A 17042-nucleotide genomic window follows, 5' to 3' on the forward strand; every position below is an offset into this window, starting at 1 on the left:
CGATGTACGAAACTTACTATGGTCTGTCGGCCAAGCCGTTCCAGCTGCGCCCGGACCCCCACTTCTTCTTCGGCAGCAAGGGCCACAAGCGCGCCATGGCCTACCTCGAGTACGGCATGTCGCAGGGCGAGGGCTTCATCGTCATCACCGGCGAAGTCGGCGCCGGCAAGACCACGCTGGTGCGCAACCTGCTCAACAAGATCCCGCTCGACCAGATCGTCGCCGCCCACATCGTCAACACCAGCCTCGATCCGGAAGACACGCTGCGCATGGTGGTCTCCAGCTTCGGCCTGCCGTACGAAGGCGCCAGCAAGGCCGAGCTGCTCAACCGCCTCGAGCAGTTCCTGCGCAGCGTCGACCGCCAGGGCAAGCGCGCCCTGCTCCTGATCGACGAAGCCCAGAACCTGAATGCACGCACGGTCGAAGAACTGCGCATGCTGTCGAACTTCCAGACCGACGACCGCTCGCTGCTGCAGACCTTCCTGCTCGGCCAGCCGGAATTCCGCACCACCTTGCACAGCCCCGGCATGCAGCAGCTGCGCCAGCGCGTGATCGCCAGCTACCACCTGGGCCCGATGGATGCGCAGGAAACCCGCGCCTACATCGAGCACCGCCTGGCCACCGTCGGCTGGCAGGGCGACCCCGCGTTCGACGAGGGCGCCCATGCGGCCATCTTCGCCTACAGCGGCGGCATCCCGCGCAAGACCAATACGCTGATGGACCGCGTGCTCCTGATGGGCTACCTGGAAGAGATGCACGCCTTCACCGAAGCGGACGTCAACGAAGTGGTGCGCGACATCTCGGAAGAATACGAATTGCCCGAGGGCGCCAGCCCGTCCGACCCGGCCGGCTCGGCCGCCATGGCCCAGCACGAGCTGCGCACCATGGACACCCGCGGGGGCGACCGCCGCGCCAGCGTGGAGCTGCTCGACGAGCGCATGATGCGGCTCGAGAAATCGATCGTCTCGGTGCTGTCGATCCTGAAGAAAATCGTCGCCACGCCCCAGGGCACGGCGGCCCAGCACATGGACAACCAGGAATGAAACCCTACGAACCGGTCGCCCGCCCCGCTCCCGTGCCGGGTGCGCGCATCAAGAACGCCATGACCTGCGACGTCGAGGACTATTTCCAGGTCTCGGCGTTTGCCCCTTACATCGACCGCGACAGCTGGCCTGCGCGCGAATGCCGGGTCGAAGCCAACATGGAGCGCATCCTGGCGCTGTACGAGCGCCATGGCGTGAAAGCGACCTTCTTCACCCTGGGCTGGATCGCCGAGCGCTATCCGCAGATGGTCAAGAAGATCGTCGCCGCCGGCCACGAGTTGGCCAGCCACGGCTACGGCCACCTGCGCGCCTCCGACCAGAGCCGCGCCGAATTCGACAACGACATCCGCTCGAGCAAGGCCCTGCTGGAAGACCTGGGCGGCCAGGCCGTGCTGGGCTACCGCGCGCCGAGCTTCTCGATCGGCCACGCCAACCTGTGGGCGCTGGAAGCGCTGCACGAAGCCGGCTACCGCTACAGCTCGAGCATCTACCCGATCGCGCACGACCACTACGGCATGCCGGACGCGCCGCGCTTCGCTTTCTACCCGCACGGACCGGACGGCCTGCTGGAAGTGCCGGTCACCACGGTCAACATGTTCGGCCGCAACCTGCCGGCCGGCGGCGGCGGCTATTTCCGCCTGCTGCCCTACGCCCTGTCGCGCTGGATGATGCAGAAGGTGAACCGCGACGACGGCCAGCCGGCCCTGTTCTACTTCCACCCCTGGGAAGTCGACCCCGGCCAGCCGCGCCCCGAAGGCCTGGACGCGAAATCGCGCTTCCGCCACTACGTCAACATCGACCGCATGGAAGCCCGCCTGGAACGGCTGGCGCGCGACTTCGCGTGGGACCGCATGGACCGCATCTTCCTGGACAAGAAATAAATCGTTAGGCACACCCGCACCATGAACTCGATCATCGAAGCCGCCCAGGCCAAACGCGCCGCGCCGGCCCAGGCCGCCGGCCCGCACACGCTCCACCTGCTGCAGCCGCAAGACTATCCACGCTGGGACGCTTTTGTCCGCGCCTGCCCCGAAGCCACCTTCTTCCACCTGTCCGGCTGGCAGAAAGTGATCGAGGAATCCTTCGGCATCAAGACCTGGTTCTACTACGTGCAGCAGGACGGCCAGATCCAGGGCATCCTCCCCTTGGCAGAGATCAAGAGCCGCCTGTTCGGCCACTCGCTCGGGGCCATGCCTTTCTGCGTGTATGGCGGCGTGGCGGCCATCGACGACGGCGCCCGCGTGCTGCTCGATGAAGCGGCCGACAAGCTGGCGCGCGAACTGAACGTGGGCCACCTGGAATACCGCGGCATGCAGCGCGCCCACCCGGGCGACGACAGCTGGCATACCAAGGAACTCTACGTCACCTTCCGCAAGGAGATCTCCAGCGACGACGAGGCCAACCTGAACGCCATCCCGCGCAAGCAGCGCGCCATGGTGCGCAAGGGGATCAAGCTGGGCCTGAAAGGCGTGGTCGAGGACAACGTCGACAACATGTTCGAGGCCTATGCCAACAGCGTGCTGCGCCTGGGCACCCCGGTGTTCCCGAAAAAATACTTCGCCAAGCTGCAGCAGGTCTTCGGCAAGGAATGCGAAGTGCGCTCCATCTATACCAGCGACGACCGCCTGGTGGCCTCGGTGCTGTCGTTCTACTGGCGCGACGAAGTCGTGCCCTACTACGGCGGCGGCATGGACCTGGCGCGCGAAGTGGCCGGCAACGATTTCATGTACTGGAACCTGATGCAGGCCGCCGCCGCGCGCGGTTGCAGGATCTTCGACTACGGCCGCAGCAAGCTCGGCACCGGCGCCTACGACTTCAAGAAGAACTGGGGCTTCACCGCCGAGCCGCTGCCGTACGAGTACAAGCTGTACGCATCGAGCGCGCTGCCGGACAACAATCCGCTGAACCCGAAGTACCAGCTGTTCATCAAGATGTGGAAGAAGCTGCCGCTGCCGGTGGCGAACTTCCTCGGCCCTTACATCGTGCGCAACCTGGGATAAACCGTGGAAGACCTGCTCCTGCTGATCCACCGGATCCCCTACCCGCCGAACAAGGGCGACAAGATCCGTTCCTACCACCTGCTCAAGCACCTGGCGCGCGACTACCGCGTGCACCTGGCGACGTTCGTGGACGACGCCGACGACTGGCAGCATGTGCCGACCGTGGAAAAGCTGTGCGCGAGCAGCCATTTCGCCAGCCTGAACCCCTTGCTGGCGCGCGTGCGCAGCCTGAAGGCGCTGGCGACCAACCGCTCGCTCTCGCTCGACTACTACCGCGACGCCGGCATGCAGCGCTGGGTCGACGAAACCGTCGCCGCCCACGGCATCGAGCGCGTGCTGGTGTTCTCGTCGGCGATGGCGCAGTACGCCGACAAGTACGCGAGCGCGCGCCGCGTGGTCGACTTCTGCGACGTCGACTCGGACAAATGGCGCCAGTACGCCGACAAGAAATCCTGGCCGATGAGCTGGCTGTACCGCCATGAGGCGCGCCAGCTGCTGTCCTACGAACGCCAGGTGGCGCGCGACTACGACGCCTCGCTGTTCGTCTCCAGCCCGGAAGCGGACCTGTTCCGCCAGCTGGCGCCGGAAAGCGACGCCAAGATCGGCTTCTTCAGCAATGGCGTGGACACCGACTACTTCTCGCCCGAGGCAGTCGACACCAGCCCGTTCGCCGCGGGCGAGCGCGCCATCGTGTTCACTGGCGCCATGGATTACTGGCCGAACGTGGATGCGGTGCAGTGGTTCGCGGACGACGTGATGCCGCTGCTGCGCGCGCGCTTCCCTGACCTGAAGTTCTACATCGTCGGCGCGCGTCCTGCGCCGGCCGTGCTGGAACTGGCCAAGCAGCCGAACATCGTCGTCACCGGCACCGTGCCGGACGTGCGCCCGTATATCGCGCATGCCCAGGCCGCCGTGGCGCCGCTGCGCATTGCGCGCGGCATCCAGAACAAGGTGCTGGAAGCGATGGCGATGGCCACCCCGGTGGTGGTCTCGCCCCAGGCGCTGGAAGGCATCGACGCCGAGCCGGGCCTGGAACTGGTGCTGGCCCAGGACGCCGCCGGCTTTGCCGACGCCGTCGCCGCACTGCTGGCGCGCACCGGCAACGAGATCGGCCTGGCCGCCCGCGCCAAGGTCGAACGAAAATATAGCTGGCCCAGCAACCTGGCCTGCATCGGAGAGCGACTCGAATGTTCCTGACCCCACCACCCGGCATCGTCGACAGCCCGGTCCACACCCCGGCCACCCTGCCGCGCGCTGACATGATCATCCTGGCGCTGGCCCTGCTGGCGCCCTTCGCGCTGTATTTCGCCACCGCCTCCTCGATGGTGTCGATCTGGAACAGCTCCGAGACCTTCGCCCACGGCTACATCATCCTGCCGATCAGCCTGGCCCTGATCTGGCGCCAGCGCGCCTGGTTCGGCCAGCTGCCGGCCCAGCCATGGCGCCCGGGCCTGATCCTGCTGGCCGGCGCCGGCGCGGCCTGGCTGGCCGCCCGCATGGGCGACGTCCAGGTGGTGATGCAATACGCCTTCGTGACCATGTTCCCGCTGGCCGCACTGACCCTGCTGGGCCCGCGCCTGGCCGCGAAATTCACCTTCCCGCTGCTGTTCCTGCTGTTCGCGGTGCCCTTCGGCGAAGTCTTCGTCGACCCGCTGATCGAATACACCGCCGACTTCACGGTCTGGGCAGTGCAGGCCACCGGCATCCCGGTGCTGCGCAACGGCACCCGCTTCGAGCTGCCCACCGGCAGCTGGTCGGTGGTCGAAGCCTGCAGCGGCATCCGCTACCTGATCTCGTCGATCACCCTGGGCTGCCTGTACGCCTACCTGACCTATCGCTCCAACCTGCGCCGCACGGTGTTCATCGTCCTGTCGATCCTGGCGCCGATCGTCGCCAACTGGCTGCGCGCCTACGGCATCGTCATGATCGGCCACCTGAGCGGCATGGAACTTGCCACCGGCGTCGACCACCTGGTCTACGGCTGGCTGTTCTTCGGCGTGATCATGTTCATCATGTTCTGGATCGGCAGCTACTGGCGCGAAGACGAGCTGCCGGCGCAAGCCGCCGCCGCACCGGCAGCACCCGGCAAGCTTGCCGGCGCAGCGCGCTCGCTGCTGCCGATGGCGCTGGCCGTGGTGGCCCTGAGCGCCGTGTGGCCGGCGTTTGCCGCCTTCAATGACCGCGCCAACCACAACCCGCAGGCGGTGGCGCTGGCCGAGCCGGCCGTGTCCTGGCCGCTGGCCCCGGCCTTCCCGGACTGGCAGGTCGACTACATGGAACCGGACGCCCGCATCGCGCGCGTCTACCGCGCGCCGGAAGGCCGCCCAGTCCTGCTGCAGATGCTGTACTACCGTAACCAGAGCAAGCAGAAGGGCCTGATCAGCTCCGTCAACCGCCTGGTCGGCGAGAAGGACGCCTTCCACGAAACCGCCTCGGCGATGCGCACCGAACAGGCAGCCGGGCATACCCTGCCGCTGCGCGAAGCGGTGCTCGACGGTCCGGGCGGACCGCTGGTGGTGTGGCAGGTCATGTGGGTCGATGGCCGCTACACGGCCAGCAACGTGGCCGGCAAGCTGCACCAGGCCAAGGGCAAGCTGCAGTTCCGCGGCGACGACGGCGCACTGGTGGCGATTGCCGCACCGATCGACGGCAATCCGGACGCCGCGCGCGCCACGCTGCGCGCCTTCCTCGGCCAGCATTTCGCCGCGGTCGACGGCGCCCTGCTGCAGGCGCGCGGACGCTAAGCGCATGCGCGACGATTCCGCCCACCTGAGCATGCAGCGCCCCCTGGTCGTGCACCTGACCTATGCGCTCGACGTCGGGGGACTGGAAACCCTGCTGGTGGACTGCATCAACCGCATGCCGCCGGAGCGCTACCGGCATGCGGTGGTGTGCCTGACGCGCTACACCGATTTCGCCCAGCGCATCACCCAGCCGGGCGTCGAGGTCTACGCCCTGGGCAAGCCGCCCGGGCTGGGGCTGGGCACCCACCTGAAATTCTGGAAGCTGATGCGCAAGCTGCGCCCGGCCATCCTGCATACCTATAACCTGTCGGCGCTGGAATATGCCTTCAGCGGCGCGCTGGCCGGGATCCCGGTGCGGGTGCATGCGGAGCACGGGCGCGACGCCAGCGACCCGCATGGCCTGAACCCCAAGCACAACTTCCTGCGCCGCCGCGTGGCGCCCTTCATCGACTGCTTCGTGCCGGTCTCGGAAGACCTGCACCGCTGGCTGGGCGAGAAGGTAGGAATCCCGGCGTCCAAGACCCTGTTCATCAAGAACGGGGTCGATACCGGCAAGTTCGCCGCGGCCGCCGGCACGGGGGCTTCTCCCTGGGACGGGGGCGATCACTTCGTGATCGGCACCGTGGCGCGCATTCAGGACGTCAAGAACCACCGCGACCTGGTCACCGCCTTTGCCCGCCTGCGCGAGCAGTTGCCGGAGCAGCGCGCGCGCCTGCGCCTGAGCATCGTCGGTGATGGTCCCCTGATGGGGGCGGTGCGCGAGCAGGTCGCCAGCCTCGGCTTGAACGATGTGGTCTGGCTGCCCGGCGCGCGCGCCGACGTGGCCAGCCTGCTGCACGGTTTTTCCCTGTTCGTGCTGCCGTCGCTGGCCGAAGGCACGCCGGTGTCGATGCTCGAAGCCATGGCCTGCGGCTTGCCGGTGGTGGCGTCCGGCGTCGGCGGCATTCCCGAAGTGGTCACCGACGGCCGCGAAGGCACCCTGGTGGCGCCGCGCGACGTCGATGCGCTGGTGGCGGCGCTGGCCGCTTACGTGCGCGACCCGGAACTCTTGCAGCGCCACGGCGAAGCGGCGCGCGCGCGGGTGGAGGACGCCTTCAGCATGCGCGCCATGCTGCACGAATACGGCAAGCTGTACGACCGCCTCTGCCAGCAGAAACTGCGCCGGCCCCAGGCTGCGGCGCTTAAATAAAATTAATTCAACTTCAAGCAAGTTTAGAGCAACTTAAGGAACACCCAGAACTATGTGCGGAATTGTCGGCATCCTGGATACCCGCGGCAGCCGCGGGATCGATCGCGAAGCGCTGCGACGCATGAACGAAAGCCAGCACCATCGTGGCCCGGATGAGGGCGAGCTGTACCTGGAACCGGGCCTGGGCATGGGCCACCGGCGCCTGTCGGTGATCGACATCGCCACCGGCCAGCAGCCCTTCCGCAGCGCGGACGGCACCATGACCCTGGTGTTCAACGGCGAGATCTACAACTACCGCAAGCTGCGCGACGAGCTGGTCGCGCTGGGCCACGTGTTCCGCACCAAGTCGGACACCGAAGTGGTGATGCAGGCGTATCAAGCCTGGGGCGAGGACTGCCTGCGCCGCCTGCGCGGCATGTTCGCCTTCGCGCTATGGGACCGCAACCGCCAGCTGATGTTCATGGCGCGCGACCACGTGGGCGTCAAGCCGATGTTCTATTCGCTGCTGCCCAATGGCCTGTTCGTGTTCGGCTCCGAGCTCAAATCGATCATGACCTTCCCCGAACTGTCGCGCGAGCTGAACCCGCGCGCGGTCGAGGAGTATTTCGCCTTCGGCTATGTGCCGGAACCGGGCACCATCTTCAACAACGCCTTCAAGCTCAGCCCGGGCTACTGCATTACCCTGCGCGTGGGCGACACCAAAGTCGAACCGCGGCGCTACTGGGACCTGCCCTTCCGCCCGCACGCGCCGCGTCCGGAAGCCGAGGTCACCGAAGAACTGGCCGCGCGCCTGCAGGAAGCGGTGCTGTCGCAGACCGAATCGGAAGTGCCGTTGGGCGCCTTCCTGTCGGGCGGCGTCGATTCGAGCGCCGTGGTGGCCATGATGGCCCAGCAGGGCAAGGAGCAGGTCACTACCTGCTCGATCGGCTTCGACGACCCCGAGTTCGACGAATCGAAGTACGCGTCGATGGTGGCCGAGCGCTACGCGACGCGCCACCATGCCCAGGTGGTCAGCAAGGACGACTACGGCCTGGTCGACACGCTCGCCGGCCTGTACGACGAGCCGTATGCCGACAGCTCGGCGATCCCGACCTACCGCGTCTGCCAGCTGGCGCGCCGGCAGGTGACGGTGGCGCTGTCGGGCGACGGCGGCGACGAGAACTTCGCCGGCTACCGCCGCTACCGCTATGCGATGGCCGAGCACAGCGTGCGCTCGAAGCTGCCGGCCGGCCTGCGCAAGCCGCTGTTCGGCACCCTGGGCGCGCTGTATCCGAAGGCCGACTGGGCGCCGCGCATGTTCCGCGCCAAGACCACCTTCGAGGCGCTGGCGCGCGACCTGGTCGAGGGCTACTTCCACGGCGTGTCCATCATGCCGGACCGGGTGCGCGACGAATTGTTCAGCGACGGCTTCCGCAGCCGCCTGCAGGGCTACCGCGCGATCGACGTGATGCGGGGCCATGCGGCCAATGCGCCGACCGACGACCCGCTGTCGGTGCTGCAATACCTCGACTTCAAGACCTACCTGCCGGGCGACATCCTGACCAAGGTCGACCGCGCCAGCATGGCCCACTCGCTGGAAGTGCGCGTGCCGCTGCTGGACCACACCTTCCTGGAGTGGGTGTCGGGACTACCGTCGGACATCAAGCTGAAGGGCGGCGAAGGCAAGTACATCTTCAAGAAGTCGCTCGAGCCCTTCCTGCCGAACGACGTGCTGTACCGCTCCAAGAAAGGCTTCTCGATCCCGGTCGCGGCCTGGCTGCGCGGCCCGCTGCGCCAGGCCGTGCGCGACGCGGTGCTGAGCCAGCGCCTGCTCGACACCGGCATCTTCAACGAGAAGTATCTGCGCCACATGGTCGAGCAACACGAGTCGGGCGCCAGCGACTACAGCGCCCCGCTGTGGTCGGTCCTGATGTTCGAAGCCTTCCTGCGCGTGAGCCTGGAGCGCTGAAATACAAAACGCCCGGCTTGACCGGGCGTTTTATCGAGCACGATGACCGGGCCGCAGGCCCGGTTGTCACGTTCAGGCGGCGGAGCTGACGCGGCCGATGCCTTCGTAATGCAGGCCATACGACGACACGGTCGCCGGCTGGTAGATGTTGCGGCCATCGAACACGGCCTTGGACGACAGTTCCTGCGCCAGGTAGCTGAAGTCGGGCGAACGGAATTCCTTCCACTCGGTGACCAGGGCCAGCGCATCGGCGCCGCGCACCGCTTCGTTGGCCGAGCCCACGATGCGCAGCAGCTCGTCGCAGCGCTGGGCGCCATGCTCGGCCACCAGCACGCGGCCGGCTTCTTCCGCCGCCACCGGATCGTAGGCCACGACCTTGCAGCCGGCCGCGAACAGCTTGCGGATCAGGCGCAGGCTCGGCGCTTCGCGCATGTCGTCGGTATTCGGCTTGAACGACAGGCCCCAGATCGCGACCGTGCGGCCGCTGAGGGCCGCTTCGCCGCCGAAGAAACGGCACAGCTTGTTGAACAGCACGTCCTTCTGCGCCTCGTTGACCTTCTCGGTGGCGTTCAGGAGGTACATCGGCTGGTCATGGTTGGCAGCGGTCTTGACCAGTGCCTTGATGTCTTTCGGGAAGCACGAACCACCATAGCCCACGCCTGCGTACAGGAAGCTCGGGCCGATGCGCGGGTCCAGGCCCATGCCCATGCGGATCGCCTCGATGTCGGCGCCCAGCAGCTCGGCCAGGTTGGCCACTTCGTTCATGAAGCTGATGCGGGTGGCCAGCATGGCATTGCAGGCGTACTTGGTCAGCTCGGCGCTGCGCACGTCCATCTCGACCAGCTTTTCGTGGTTGCGGTTGAACGGTGCGTACAGCTGGCGCATGAGCTGGGTCGCGCTGGCGCTGTCGCTGCCGATCACGATGCGGTCCGGGCGCGTGAAGTCGCCGATGGCCGCGCCTTCCTTCAGGAATTCGGGATTGCTGATGACCGAGAACTCGACGCTCACGCCGCGCTTGTCCAGCTCGCCGGAAATGGCGGCGCGGACCTTGTCCGCGGTACCGACCGGCACGGTCGACTTGTCGACCACGACCACCGGACGCGTGATGCGCTGGCCGATGCTGCGCGCGGCAGCCAGGATGTGGGTCAGGTCGGCGCTGCCGTCTTCGTCCGGCGGGGTGCCGACGGCCAGGAAGATGCATTCGGCGTGGGCGACGGCGTCGTCGTAGCTGGTCGAGAACAGCAGGCGGCCTGCGCTGGCGTTGCGCGCGACCAACGAGTCGAGGCCGGGTTCATGGATCGGGATTTGCCCGTCCTTGAGCATGTCGATTTTACGGGCGTCGACGTCAAGGCAGAGCACGGTGTTGCCGACGTCGGCAAAGCAGGCGCCGGACACCAGGCCAACATACCCGGTGCCAATGATGGAAATTTTCATAGGAATTCAGACTGAGAAGTGCACGAATGGCCGTGGCTGCACTGCTGGGGCCGCCGGCCGCGAAAGTTTCCAGCAAGACTAACAGTGCTGTTAAAAAATTGCAAACGGATCAACCCCTATTGTGTGGCGGCATTTGTACGTCGGAATTGCGCTACGTTTCTCGCACGAAACAATGCGATCTTTTAATTTTTCTAAGGTAATATACTGACTTGTTTTTAACGAAAATAGCAATCCGGCAAGCATTGCTCTTGCTGCTGCAGCAGTCGCGCGCAGCCGCCCCGCGGATCCTTCCGCGCGCCGCAGGCGGCCGCGCCGGGATGCTCATCCGGCCACTCCCGAAATGAAATTACTGACGTTTTCCACCCTGTTTCCGAATGCCGAACAGCCCAACCACGGCCTGTTCGTGGAAACCCGGCTGCGCTACCTGGTCGCCAGCGGCCAGGTCGAGTCGCGCGTGGTCGCGCCGGTGCCCTGGTTCCCCTTCAAGGGGAAACGCTTCGGCAACTACGGCAAGATGGCGCGCGTGCCGGCCGCCGAGGTACGCGGCGGCATCGAGGTCATGCATCCGCGCTATGTGGCGCTGCCCAAGATCGGCATGAACGTCGCGCCCCAGCTGATGGCGCGCGCGGTGCGCCCGGCCATCGGCCGCCTGATCGACAGCGGCTACGACTTCGACGCCATCGACGCGCACTACTTCTATCCGGACGGCGTGGCCGCCGTCATGCTCGGCAAGTACTTCAACAAGCCGGTCGTGATCACCGCGCGCGGCAGCGACATCAACCTGCTGCCGCAGTTTCCCGTGCCGCGCAAGATGATCCTGTGGGCCGCCGAGAACGCGCGCGCCGTGATCACCGTCTGCAGCTACCTGAAGGACGAACTGGCCAAGCTCGGCGCCGACCCGCGCCGCATCACCCCGCTGCGCAACGGCGTCGACCTGCAGCGCTTCGCGCCGCTGGACCGCGCCACCGCCCGCGCCGCGCTCGGCCTGGACGGCTACACCCTGCTGTCGGTGGGCCGCCTGAACGAACACAAGGGCCACCACATCATCGTCAAGGCCTTGACCCGCCTGCCGGGCGTGACCCTGCTGGTGGCGGGCGACGGCCCGGACCACGGCAAGCTCGAGGCGCTGGCGCGCGAGCTGGGCGTGGCCGACCGCGTGCGCCTGCTGGGCCCCGTGCCCCAGACCGAGCTGCGCACCTATTACGGCGCGGCCGACCTGATGGTGCTCGCTTCCAGCCGCGAAGGCTGGGCCAATGTACTGCTCGAATCGATGGCCTGCGGCACGCCCGTGGTGGCCACCAGCATCTGCGGCACGCCGGAAGTCGTCACTGCGCCGGAAGCGGGCCGCCTGATGCTCGATCGCACGCCGGAAAGCCTGGTGGAAGCCATCGAGCTGCTGCGCGCCGCCGCGCCCGACCGCGCCGACACCCGCCGCTACGCCGAACGCTTCAGCTGGGACCAGACTACTCAGGGACAGATCGACCTGTTCCGCAACATCCTCATGGGGCAGCCGTAAATGCGCATCCTTTATCACCACCGCACCCGTTCCAAGGACGGGCAATACGTCCACATCGAAGAAATGATCGGCGCGCTGCGTGCGCAGGGCCATGAGATCATCATCGTGGCGCCCCCGAGCGCCGAGACCGAGTCCTTCGGCTCGGACGCCGGCGCGGTTGCCCTGCTCAAGCGCTACCTGCCGAAATGGTTCTACGAGCTGATGGAACTGGGCTATTCGCTGGTAGCCTACCGCCGCCTGGCCAAGGCCGTGCGCCAGCACAAGCCCGACTGCATCTACGAACGCTACAACCTGTTCCTGCCGGCCGGTATCTGGCTGGCGCGCAAGTACAAGCTGCCGCTGCTGCTCGAGATCAATGCCCCGATCCTGGAAGAGCGCAGCCGCTACGACGGCCTGTCGCTCACGCGCCTGGCGCGCTGGTCGCAAGCCTACGCCTGGCGCAATGCCGACGTGGTGCTGCCGGTCACGCGCGTGCTGGGCGACATCGTCGCCTCCTACGGCGTGCCGGAAGAGCGCATCGTCGTGATCCCGAACGGCATCAACGGCGAGCGCTTCGGCGGCGTGCCCGATGTCGAAGCGGCCAAGCGCGCGCTCGGTCTGGAAGGCAACCTGGTGCTGGGCTTCACCGGCTTCGTGCGCGACTGGCACGGCCTGGACAAGGTGGTCGACCTGATCGCCGGCGACCCGCCGGAATCGCGCCGCCACCTGCTCGTGGTGGGCGACGGCCCGGCCCGCGCCGCGCTCGAGCAGCAGGCGCGCGACCTGGGCATCGCCAACCGCGTGACCTTCACCGGCATCGTCGAGCGCGACGACGTGGCGCGCCACGTGGCCGCCTTCGACATCGCCCTGCAGCCGGCCGTGGTGGCCTATGCCTCGCCGCTCAAGCTGTTCGAATACCTCGCGCTGGGCAAGGCCATCATCGGCCCGGCCCAGCCGAACATCGAGGAAATCCTGGCGCCGGACCAGAATGCGGTACTGTTCGACCCGAACAGCACCGCCTCGATGGCCGCCGCCGTGGACCGCCTGTGCACCGACCGTGCGCTGCGCGAACGCGTCGCCGCGGGCGCGCGCGCCACGATTACCGAACAAAAACTGACCTGGCACGAGAACGCCCTGCGCGTGGTCGGGCTGTTCCAAGGTCTGTTGCGTCGTGCGTAAATATCCCCTATGCAAGTGTCGGTCCACCGGCGCAATGGTTTACACTCCAGTCGGCGCCCTGTCCGGGCACGTTTCTACCTAGTACCGACTACCAGACCCGAGATATAAATGGAATCGTTGTTGTGGATGCTTGACCTTGTTGCAGTGGTCTACCTGTGCTACTGGGGCTTGCGCGAGGAGCGCAGGGAAAATGCCGTCGCAAAACCTGACGCTTCCCGCCAGGATCGTTAACCGATGCGCGACATTTTTTTGTTGGCAATATTGCCATTGCTCCTCTATGCCATGTTCAGGCGCCCCTTTATTGCGCTAGGAATGTGGCCATGGACTGCACTCTTTTTCCCGAATGGCTGGGTGTACGGCATTGCCGGCAATATCCGCTATAACTTGCTCTTTGCTGGGGTAACGATCCTCAGCTATCTAGTGAGTAAGAACAAGCCTAAGTTCAAACTGACCGGCCTCGGTGTTTTGGTACTGATGTTCTTCGTCTGGACAACTATCAGTGCGATTTTCACTATCGGCAATCCCGAAGTCGCATGGACCTACTGGAATCGCTTCTGGAAGGTCATCGCGCTGTTTATCTTCGTATTGTTGATTGTCGAAAAAAAGCTGCATGTCGATATCGTACTGTGGGGCATTGCTTTGTCGGTCGGCTTCTACGGCGACCTGGAGGCATTGAAATTCATCCTCAGTGGAGGAAAACACGCGATCTCGGGATTGGAAGGCCACGTGCTGGGTGACCGCAACGAGCTGTCGGTTGCTTTTGTAATGACTCTACCGATCTGCGCGTATCTGCTGGGCGAATACGGCAAGCGTTCCCGTATTATCCAGCTGGGCTTGTTAGGAACGATGGCGATGCTGGTATTCGCCGTCATCGGTACCCAGTCCCGCGGCGGCTTCGTGTCTATGGTGGCGGTTGCCGGGTACCTGTTCCTCAAGAGCGACCGCAAAGGCTTGCTGACCATCCTGATCGTCGTCGTCGTCATGGCCTTGTCCGCAATCGTCACGTCCGAATGGACCGCACGAATGGACAGTATCGGTGACGCTGCTGCCGATGATTCGTTCATGGGACGAGTGGTTGCATGGAAACTCAGCTTTATCATGGCTGTCGAGAATCCCGTGTTTGGTGGCGGCTTCAAGGCGCTGGAGATCAAGGCCGTCAACGACAATCTCATCAGAAGTTTCCACTCCTACCCGTGGTTCTACACCGGCGATGCGGTCCCTCCTCCCTTTGCGCGCGCCGCGCACAGCGTGTACTTCCAGGTCCTGGGCGACCAAGGCTTCGGAGGCTTGGCATTGTATGTCGCCTGCCTCGTGACGGCTTTCCGCAAGGTAGCCAAGGTGGCACGCATGGTGCGCAAGGGCCAGGGACCGGCATGGCTTGCCAACCTGGCTGCCATGATCCAATTGAGTATTTTCGCTTTTGCGCTTGGCGGTGCTGCACTGAGCTTTGCGTATTTCGACCTGATCTTTACCCTCTTTGCCCTGGCAATTGTCATCGAAACCAAATTGCTACCCGCCGCCCTCGCATCTGCCGGCACCGCGGCGGTAACGCCCGTGCAACGCCAGGTACTTGGTTCCGCCGGACGGCAAGGCGTGCCCGCTGCCTTGAAAACACCATTGAAGAAGGCAGGCTGAGCACACCATGACAACCAACCAGACCCTGGACAACTTTGCTGCGCCTGTCGGCGCATCCAACACAATGAGTGTTCCTGAATCGATCCCGGCCAAGCGCCAATCCATGGGCATGCCTGTGAAACCTGTTGCTCCTATCAAGTCCGGCATCATCAAGAGCATGCTCTCCCTGATCTCGCCAGGAGGAACGCGCGGCCGCCTGTCGCTGATGCTGTTCCATAAGATCCCGCGCCATGCCGACCCGCTGACACCGCGCGAATTGACGCTGGACAGGATCGAGCCGCTCCTGGACTTTTTCGCCGCTAACACGCACGTCCTGCCACTGTCGGAAGCCACCGCCGCCCTGGCTAATGGCACGCTGCCGCGCCGCGCGGTGGTGTTAACTTTCGATGACGGCTATACCGAGTGGGTAGACCACATCGCGCCAGCCCTGCGCCAGCGTAACCTGCCAGCCACTTTTTTTGTCACGACCGGTCAGTTGCACGATGGGGCATCGCTATGGCACGAGCGGATCACCTCCGCCGTGCGCGCGCTCCCCGATAACAATGTGTCCCTGCCCTTCGGTTTCGGCAGCTATGCGCGTCTCGACACGCTGGAACAGCGTGCGAGACTTGTGCAAGATCTGCAGGAACGCCTGAAATATGTCCCTCTGCGCGAGCGGATCGATGCGATCGCCATGCTCGAGGCACAGGCAGGGCAGCCATTGGTGCTGCCGGCACGCTTCGGCAGCGGGGCAGTGCGCGCACTGCACAGCCAGGGTTTTGAAATCGGCGCCCACACCGTACACCATCCGATCCTCAACGAGAGCACGCTCGCCGAAGCGCGCGACGAAATCGGCCGCTGCAAGGAAGAACTCGAGGCCATCATTGGTGGCGAGGTCAGCTCGTTTGCTTATCCGAACGGACGTCCCGGTACCGACTTTGGCCCCGAGCATGTCGAGATCGTCAAGGCCTGCGGCTACACTTCTGCTCTCACCACTAGCAATGGCGTGGCAACGCGCTCTTCGGACATCTTCCAGCTGCCACGTTTCTCCCCTTGGGGCGTGACCGACGAACAGGTGGCACTCCAGCTGGCGCGCAACGTAATGGTACCGGTACAAACTCTTGTCCCGCGCAAAGTGGGCGCCGCCGTGCCGGAAACGGATGTACGGTGTCTCATGATCGCAAGCATGTTCCCCCCCATTCACGGCGGTTCGGCGGTAGTCTACGACAACCTGTGCGCAAATATGCCAAAAGGCAGCATCCGGGTGCTGACGGCCTATGAAAGTTACATGACAGGCAAGGAGATCGAAGGTTGGCGCGCGCATGATGAGGAAAAGTCTTTCCCGATCGAGCGTAGCGCCTTGCTGCGTCCCCGCATGCTGCCAGGACCGGCCAACGCCTTCGTGTCCCTGTATCGACTGCTCGGTCAGGATCTACCCTTGTTCGCCAAGGTCTTCCTGCGTGCTGGGAAACTGATACGGCGTCACGATATCAATGTCATCTGCATCGGCGAAGTGGTGGCGGGCGGATTGCTCGGTATCGCGCTGAAAAAAGTCTATGACTGCAAGCTGGTGGTCTATGTGCACGGTGAAGAATTGACAACGGTCGCCAGCGGCCGTTTATACGGCAAATGGCGCCAACGCTATCTCCAGGCCGCCGACAAGATCGTAGCCGTCAGCTCTTTTACCTGCGATGTGCTGACCGACCAGATGGGTATTGCACCGGATGCCATTACCCTGATTCCGAATGGGGTCGATACCAACCGGTTTTCGCCCGGCATGCGCGATGAGGAGCTGATTGCCCGTCACCGGCTCGAGGGGAAGAAGATCATCCTGACGGTCGGCCGCTTGGTGGAACGCAAGGGCATCGACATGACGATCCAGGCGATGCGTGACATCGTCGCGCACCGCGACGACGTGCATTACTTGATCGTCGGCGACGGGGAAATGCGCCCGCATCTCAAGCGCATGATTGCCGACCTCGGGTTGGCATCGCATGTGACACTGGTAGGCAAGGTAAGCGACGACGAACTGTTGCGCTATCTGCGCACCTGCGACCTGTTCGTCATGCCGAACCGCACGATGGCGGATGGCGATACCGAAGGCTTCGGTCTCGTATTCAGGGAAGCAAATGCGTGCCACAAACCAGTGGTCGGCGGACGGGCAGGTGGTGCGGTCGAAGCCGTCCACGACGGAAAATCGGGACTGCTGGTAGACGGTTACCAGCCTGAACAAATTGCAGAAGCGATCAAGCGCATTCTGTCAGACCCGGAACTGTCGCAATCCTTGGCCGACTATGGGCTGCAACTGGCGCGCGACAACAATACTGCCGCTGTTGCGCACCAGTTCCTCCGTGCATGCGAGCGTCTGCTGGTGTCGAAGCGGCGCTGAGCGAACC

Annotated in this window: 12 protein-coding genes; 11 read left to right on the plus strand and 1 reads right to left on the minus strand. The window is 64.8% G+C overall.

Going from position 1 to position 17042, the window contains the following annotated elements:
* The first annotated feature begins 2 nt into the window (after positions 1–2).
* From AC3XQU_RS16680 to AC3XQU_RS16710, 7 genes are read left to right on the plus strand one after another with little or no spacing between them, the layout of a single operon-like run.
* Positions 3–1043: an XrtA/PEP-CTERM system-associated ATPase gene (locus AC3XQU_RS16680; RefSeq protein WP_489875280.1), complete on the plus strand. Its 1041-nt coding sequence runs from the start codon at positions 3–5 to the stop codon at positions 1041–1043.
* On the plus strand, positions 1040–1924 hold the full coding sequence (locus AC3XQU_RS16685) for an XrtA system polysaccharide deacetylase (protein ID WP_489875281.1): 885 nt from the start codon (positions 1040–1042) through the stop codon (positions 1922–1924). Before AC3XQU_RS16680 ends, AC3XQU_RS16685 begins: the two co-directional genes overlap by 4 nt.
* Positions 1925–1945: 21 nt before the next feature.
* A complete protein-coding gene (locus AC3XQU_RS16690; protein ID WP_489875282.1) occupies positions 1946–3043 on the plus strand; it encodes a FemAB family XrtA/PEP-CTERM system-associated protein in 1098 nt (365 codons plus the stop codon).
* A gap of 3 nt (positions 3044–3046) precedes the next feature.
* Positions 3047–4240: a TIGR03087 family PEP-CTERM/XrtA system glycosyltransferase gene (locus tag AC3XQU_RS16695; protein ID WP_489875283.1), complete on the plus strand. Its 1194-nt coding sequence runs from the start codon at positions 3047–3049 to the stop codon at positions 4238–4240.
* The gene (gene xrtA / locus AC3XQU_RS16700; RefSeq protein ID WP_489875284.1) at positions 4231–5787 is read left to right on the plus strand and encodes an exosortase A; all 1557 of its coding nucleotides are present in this window, start codon (positions 4231–4233) and stop codon (positions 5785–5787) included. Before AC3XQU_RS16695 ends, xrtA begins: the two co-directional genes overlap by 10 nt.
* 4 nt (positions 5788–5791) lie before the next feature.
* Positions 5792–6976, plus strand: a complete 1185-nt coding sequence (locus AC3XQU_RS16705) for a TIGR03088 family PEP-CTERM/XrtA system glycosyltransferase (RefSeq protein WP_489875285.1) — start codon at positions 5792–5794, stop codon at positions 6974–6976.
* 52 nt (positions 6977–7028) lie between these two features.
* The gene (locus tag AC3XQU_RS16710; protein WP_489875286.1) at positions 7029–8924 is read left to right on the plus strand and encodes an XrtA/PEP-CTERM system amidotransferase; all 1896 of its coding nucleotides are present in this window, start codon (positions 7029–7031) and stop codon (positions 8922–8924) included.
* A 72-nt stretch (positions 8925–8996) separates the two neighbouring features.
* Here the strand turns inward: AC3XQU_RS16710 and AC3XQU_RS16715 are convergent, their stop codons facing one another.
* Positions 8997–10358 (minus strand): UDP-glucose dehydrogenase family protein, encoded by a 1362-nt coding sequence (locus AC3XQU_RS16715; RefSeq protein ID WP_489875287.1) that lies wholly within the window; start codon positions 10356–10358, stop codon positions 8997–8999.
* 340 nt (positions 10359–10698) lie between these two features.
* Here AC3XQU_RS16715 and AC3XQU_RS16720 point away from each other — a divergent pair, with 340 nt between their 5' ends.
* From AC3XQU_RS16720 to AC3XQU_RS16735, 4 genes are all read left to right on the plus strand, one after another.
* The gene (locus tag AC3XQU_RS16720; RefSeq protein ID WP_489875288.1) at positions 10699–11874 is read left to right on the plus strand and encodes a glycosyltransferase family 4 protein; all 1176 of its coding nucleotides are present in this window, start codon (positions 10699–10701) and stop codon (positions 11872–11874) included.
* Positions 11875–13032, plus strand: coding sequence for a glycosyltransferase family 4 protein (locus AC3XQU_RS16725; protein ID WP_489875289.1), 1158 nt, complete (start codon positions 11875–11877; stop codon positions 13030–13032). It begins immediately after the preceding gene.
* Between the two features lie 234 nt (positions 13033–13266).
* The gene (locus AC3XQU_RS16730; RefSeq protein WP_489875290.1) at positions 13267–14667 is read left to right on the plus strand and encodes a putative O-glycosylation ligase, exosortase A system-associated; all 1401 of its coding nucleotides are present in this window, start codon (positions 13267–13269) and stop codon (positions 14665–14667) included.
* A gap of 7 nt (positions 14668–14674) precedes the next feature.
* Positions 14675–17035, plus strand: coding sequence for a glycosyltransferase (locus AC3XQU_RS16735; RefSeq protein WP_489875291.1), 2361 nt, complete (start codon positions 14675–14677; stop codon positions 17033–17035).
* Positions 17036–17042 lie beyond the last annotated feature (7 nt).

The organism is Telluria sp. AZSoR62 (assembly GCF_058111565.1).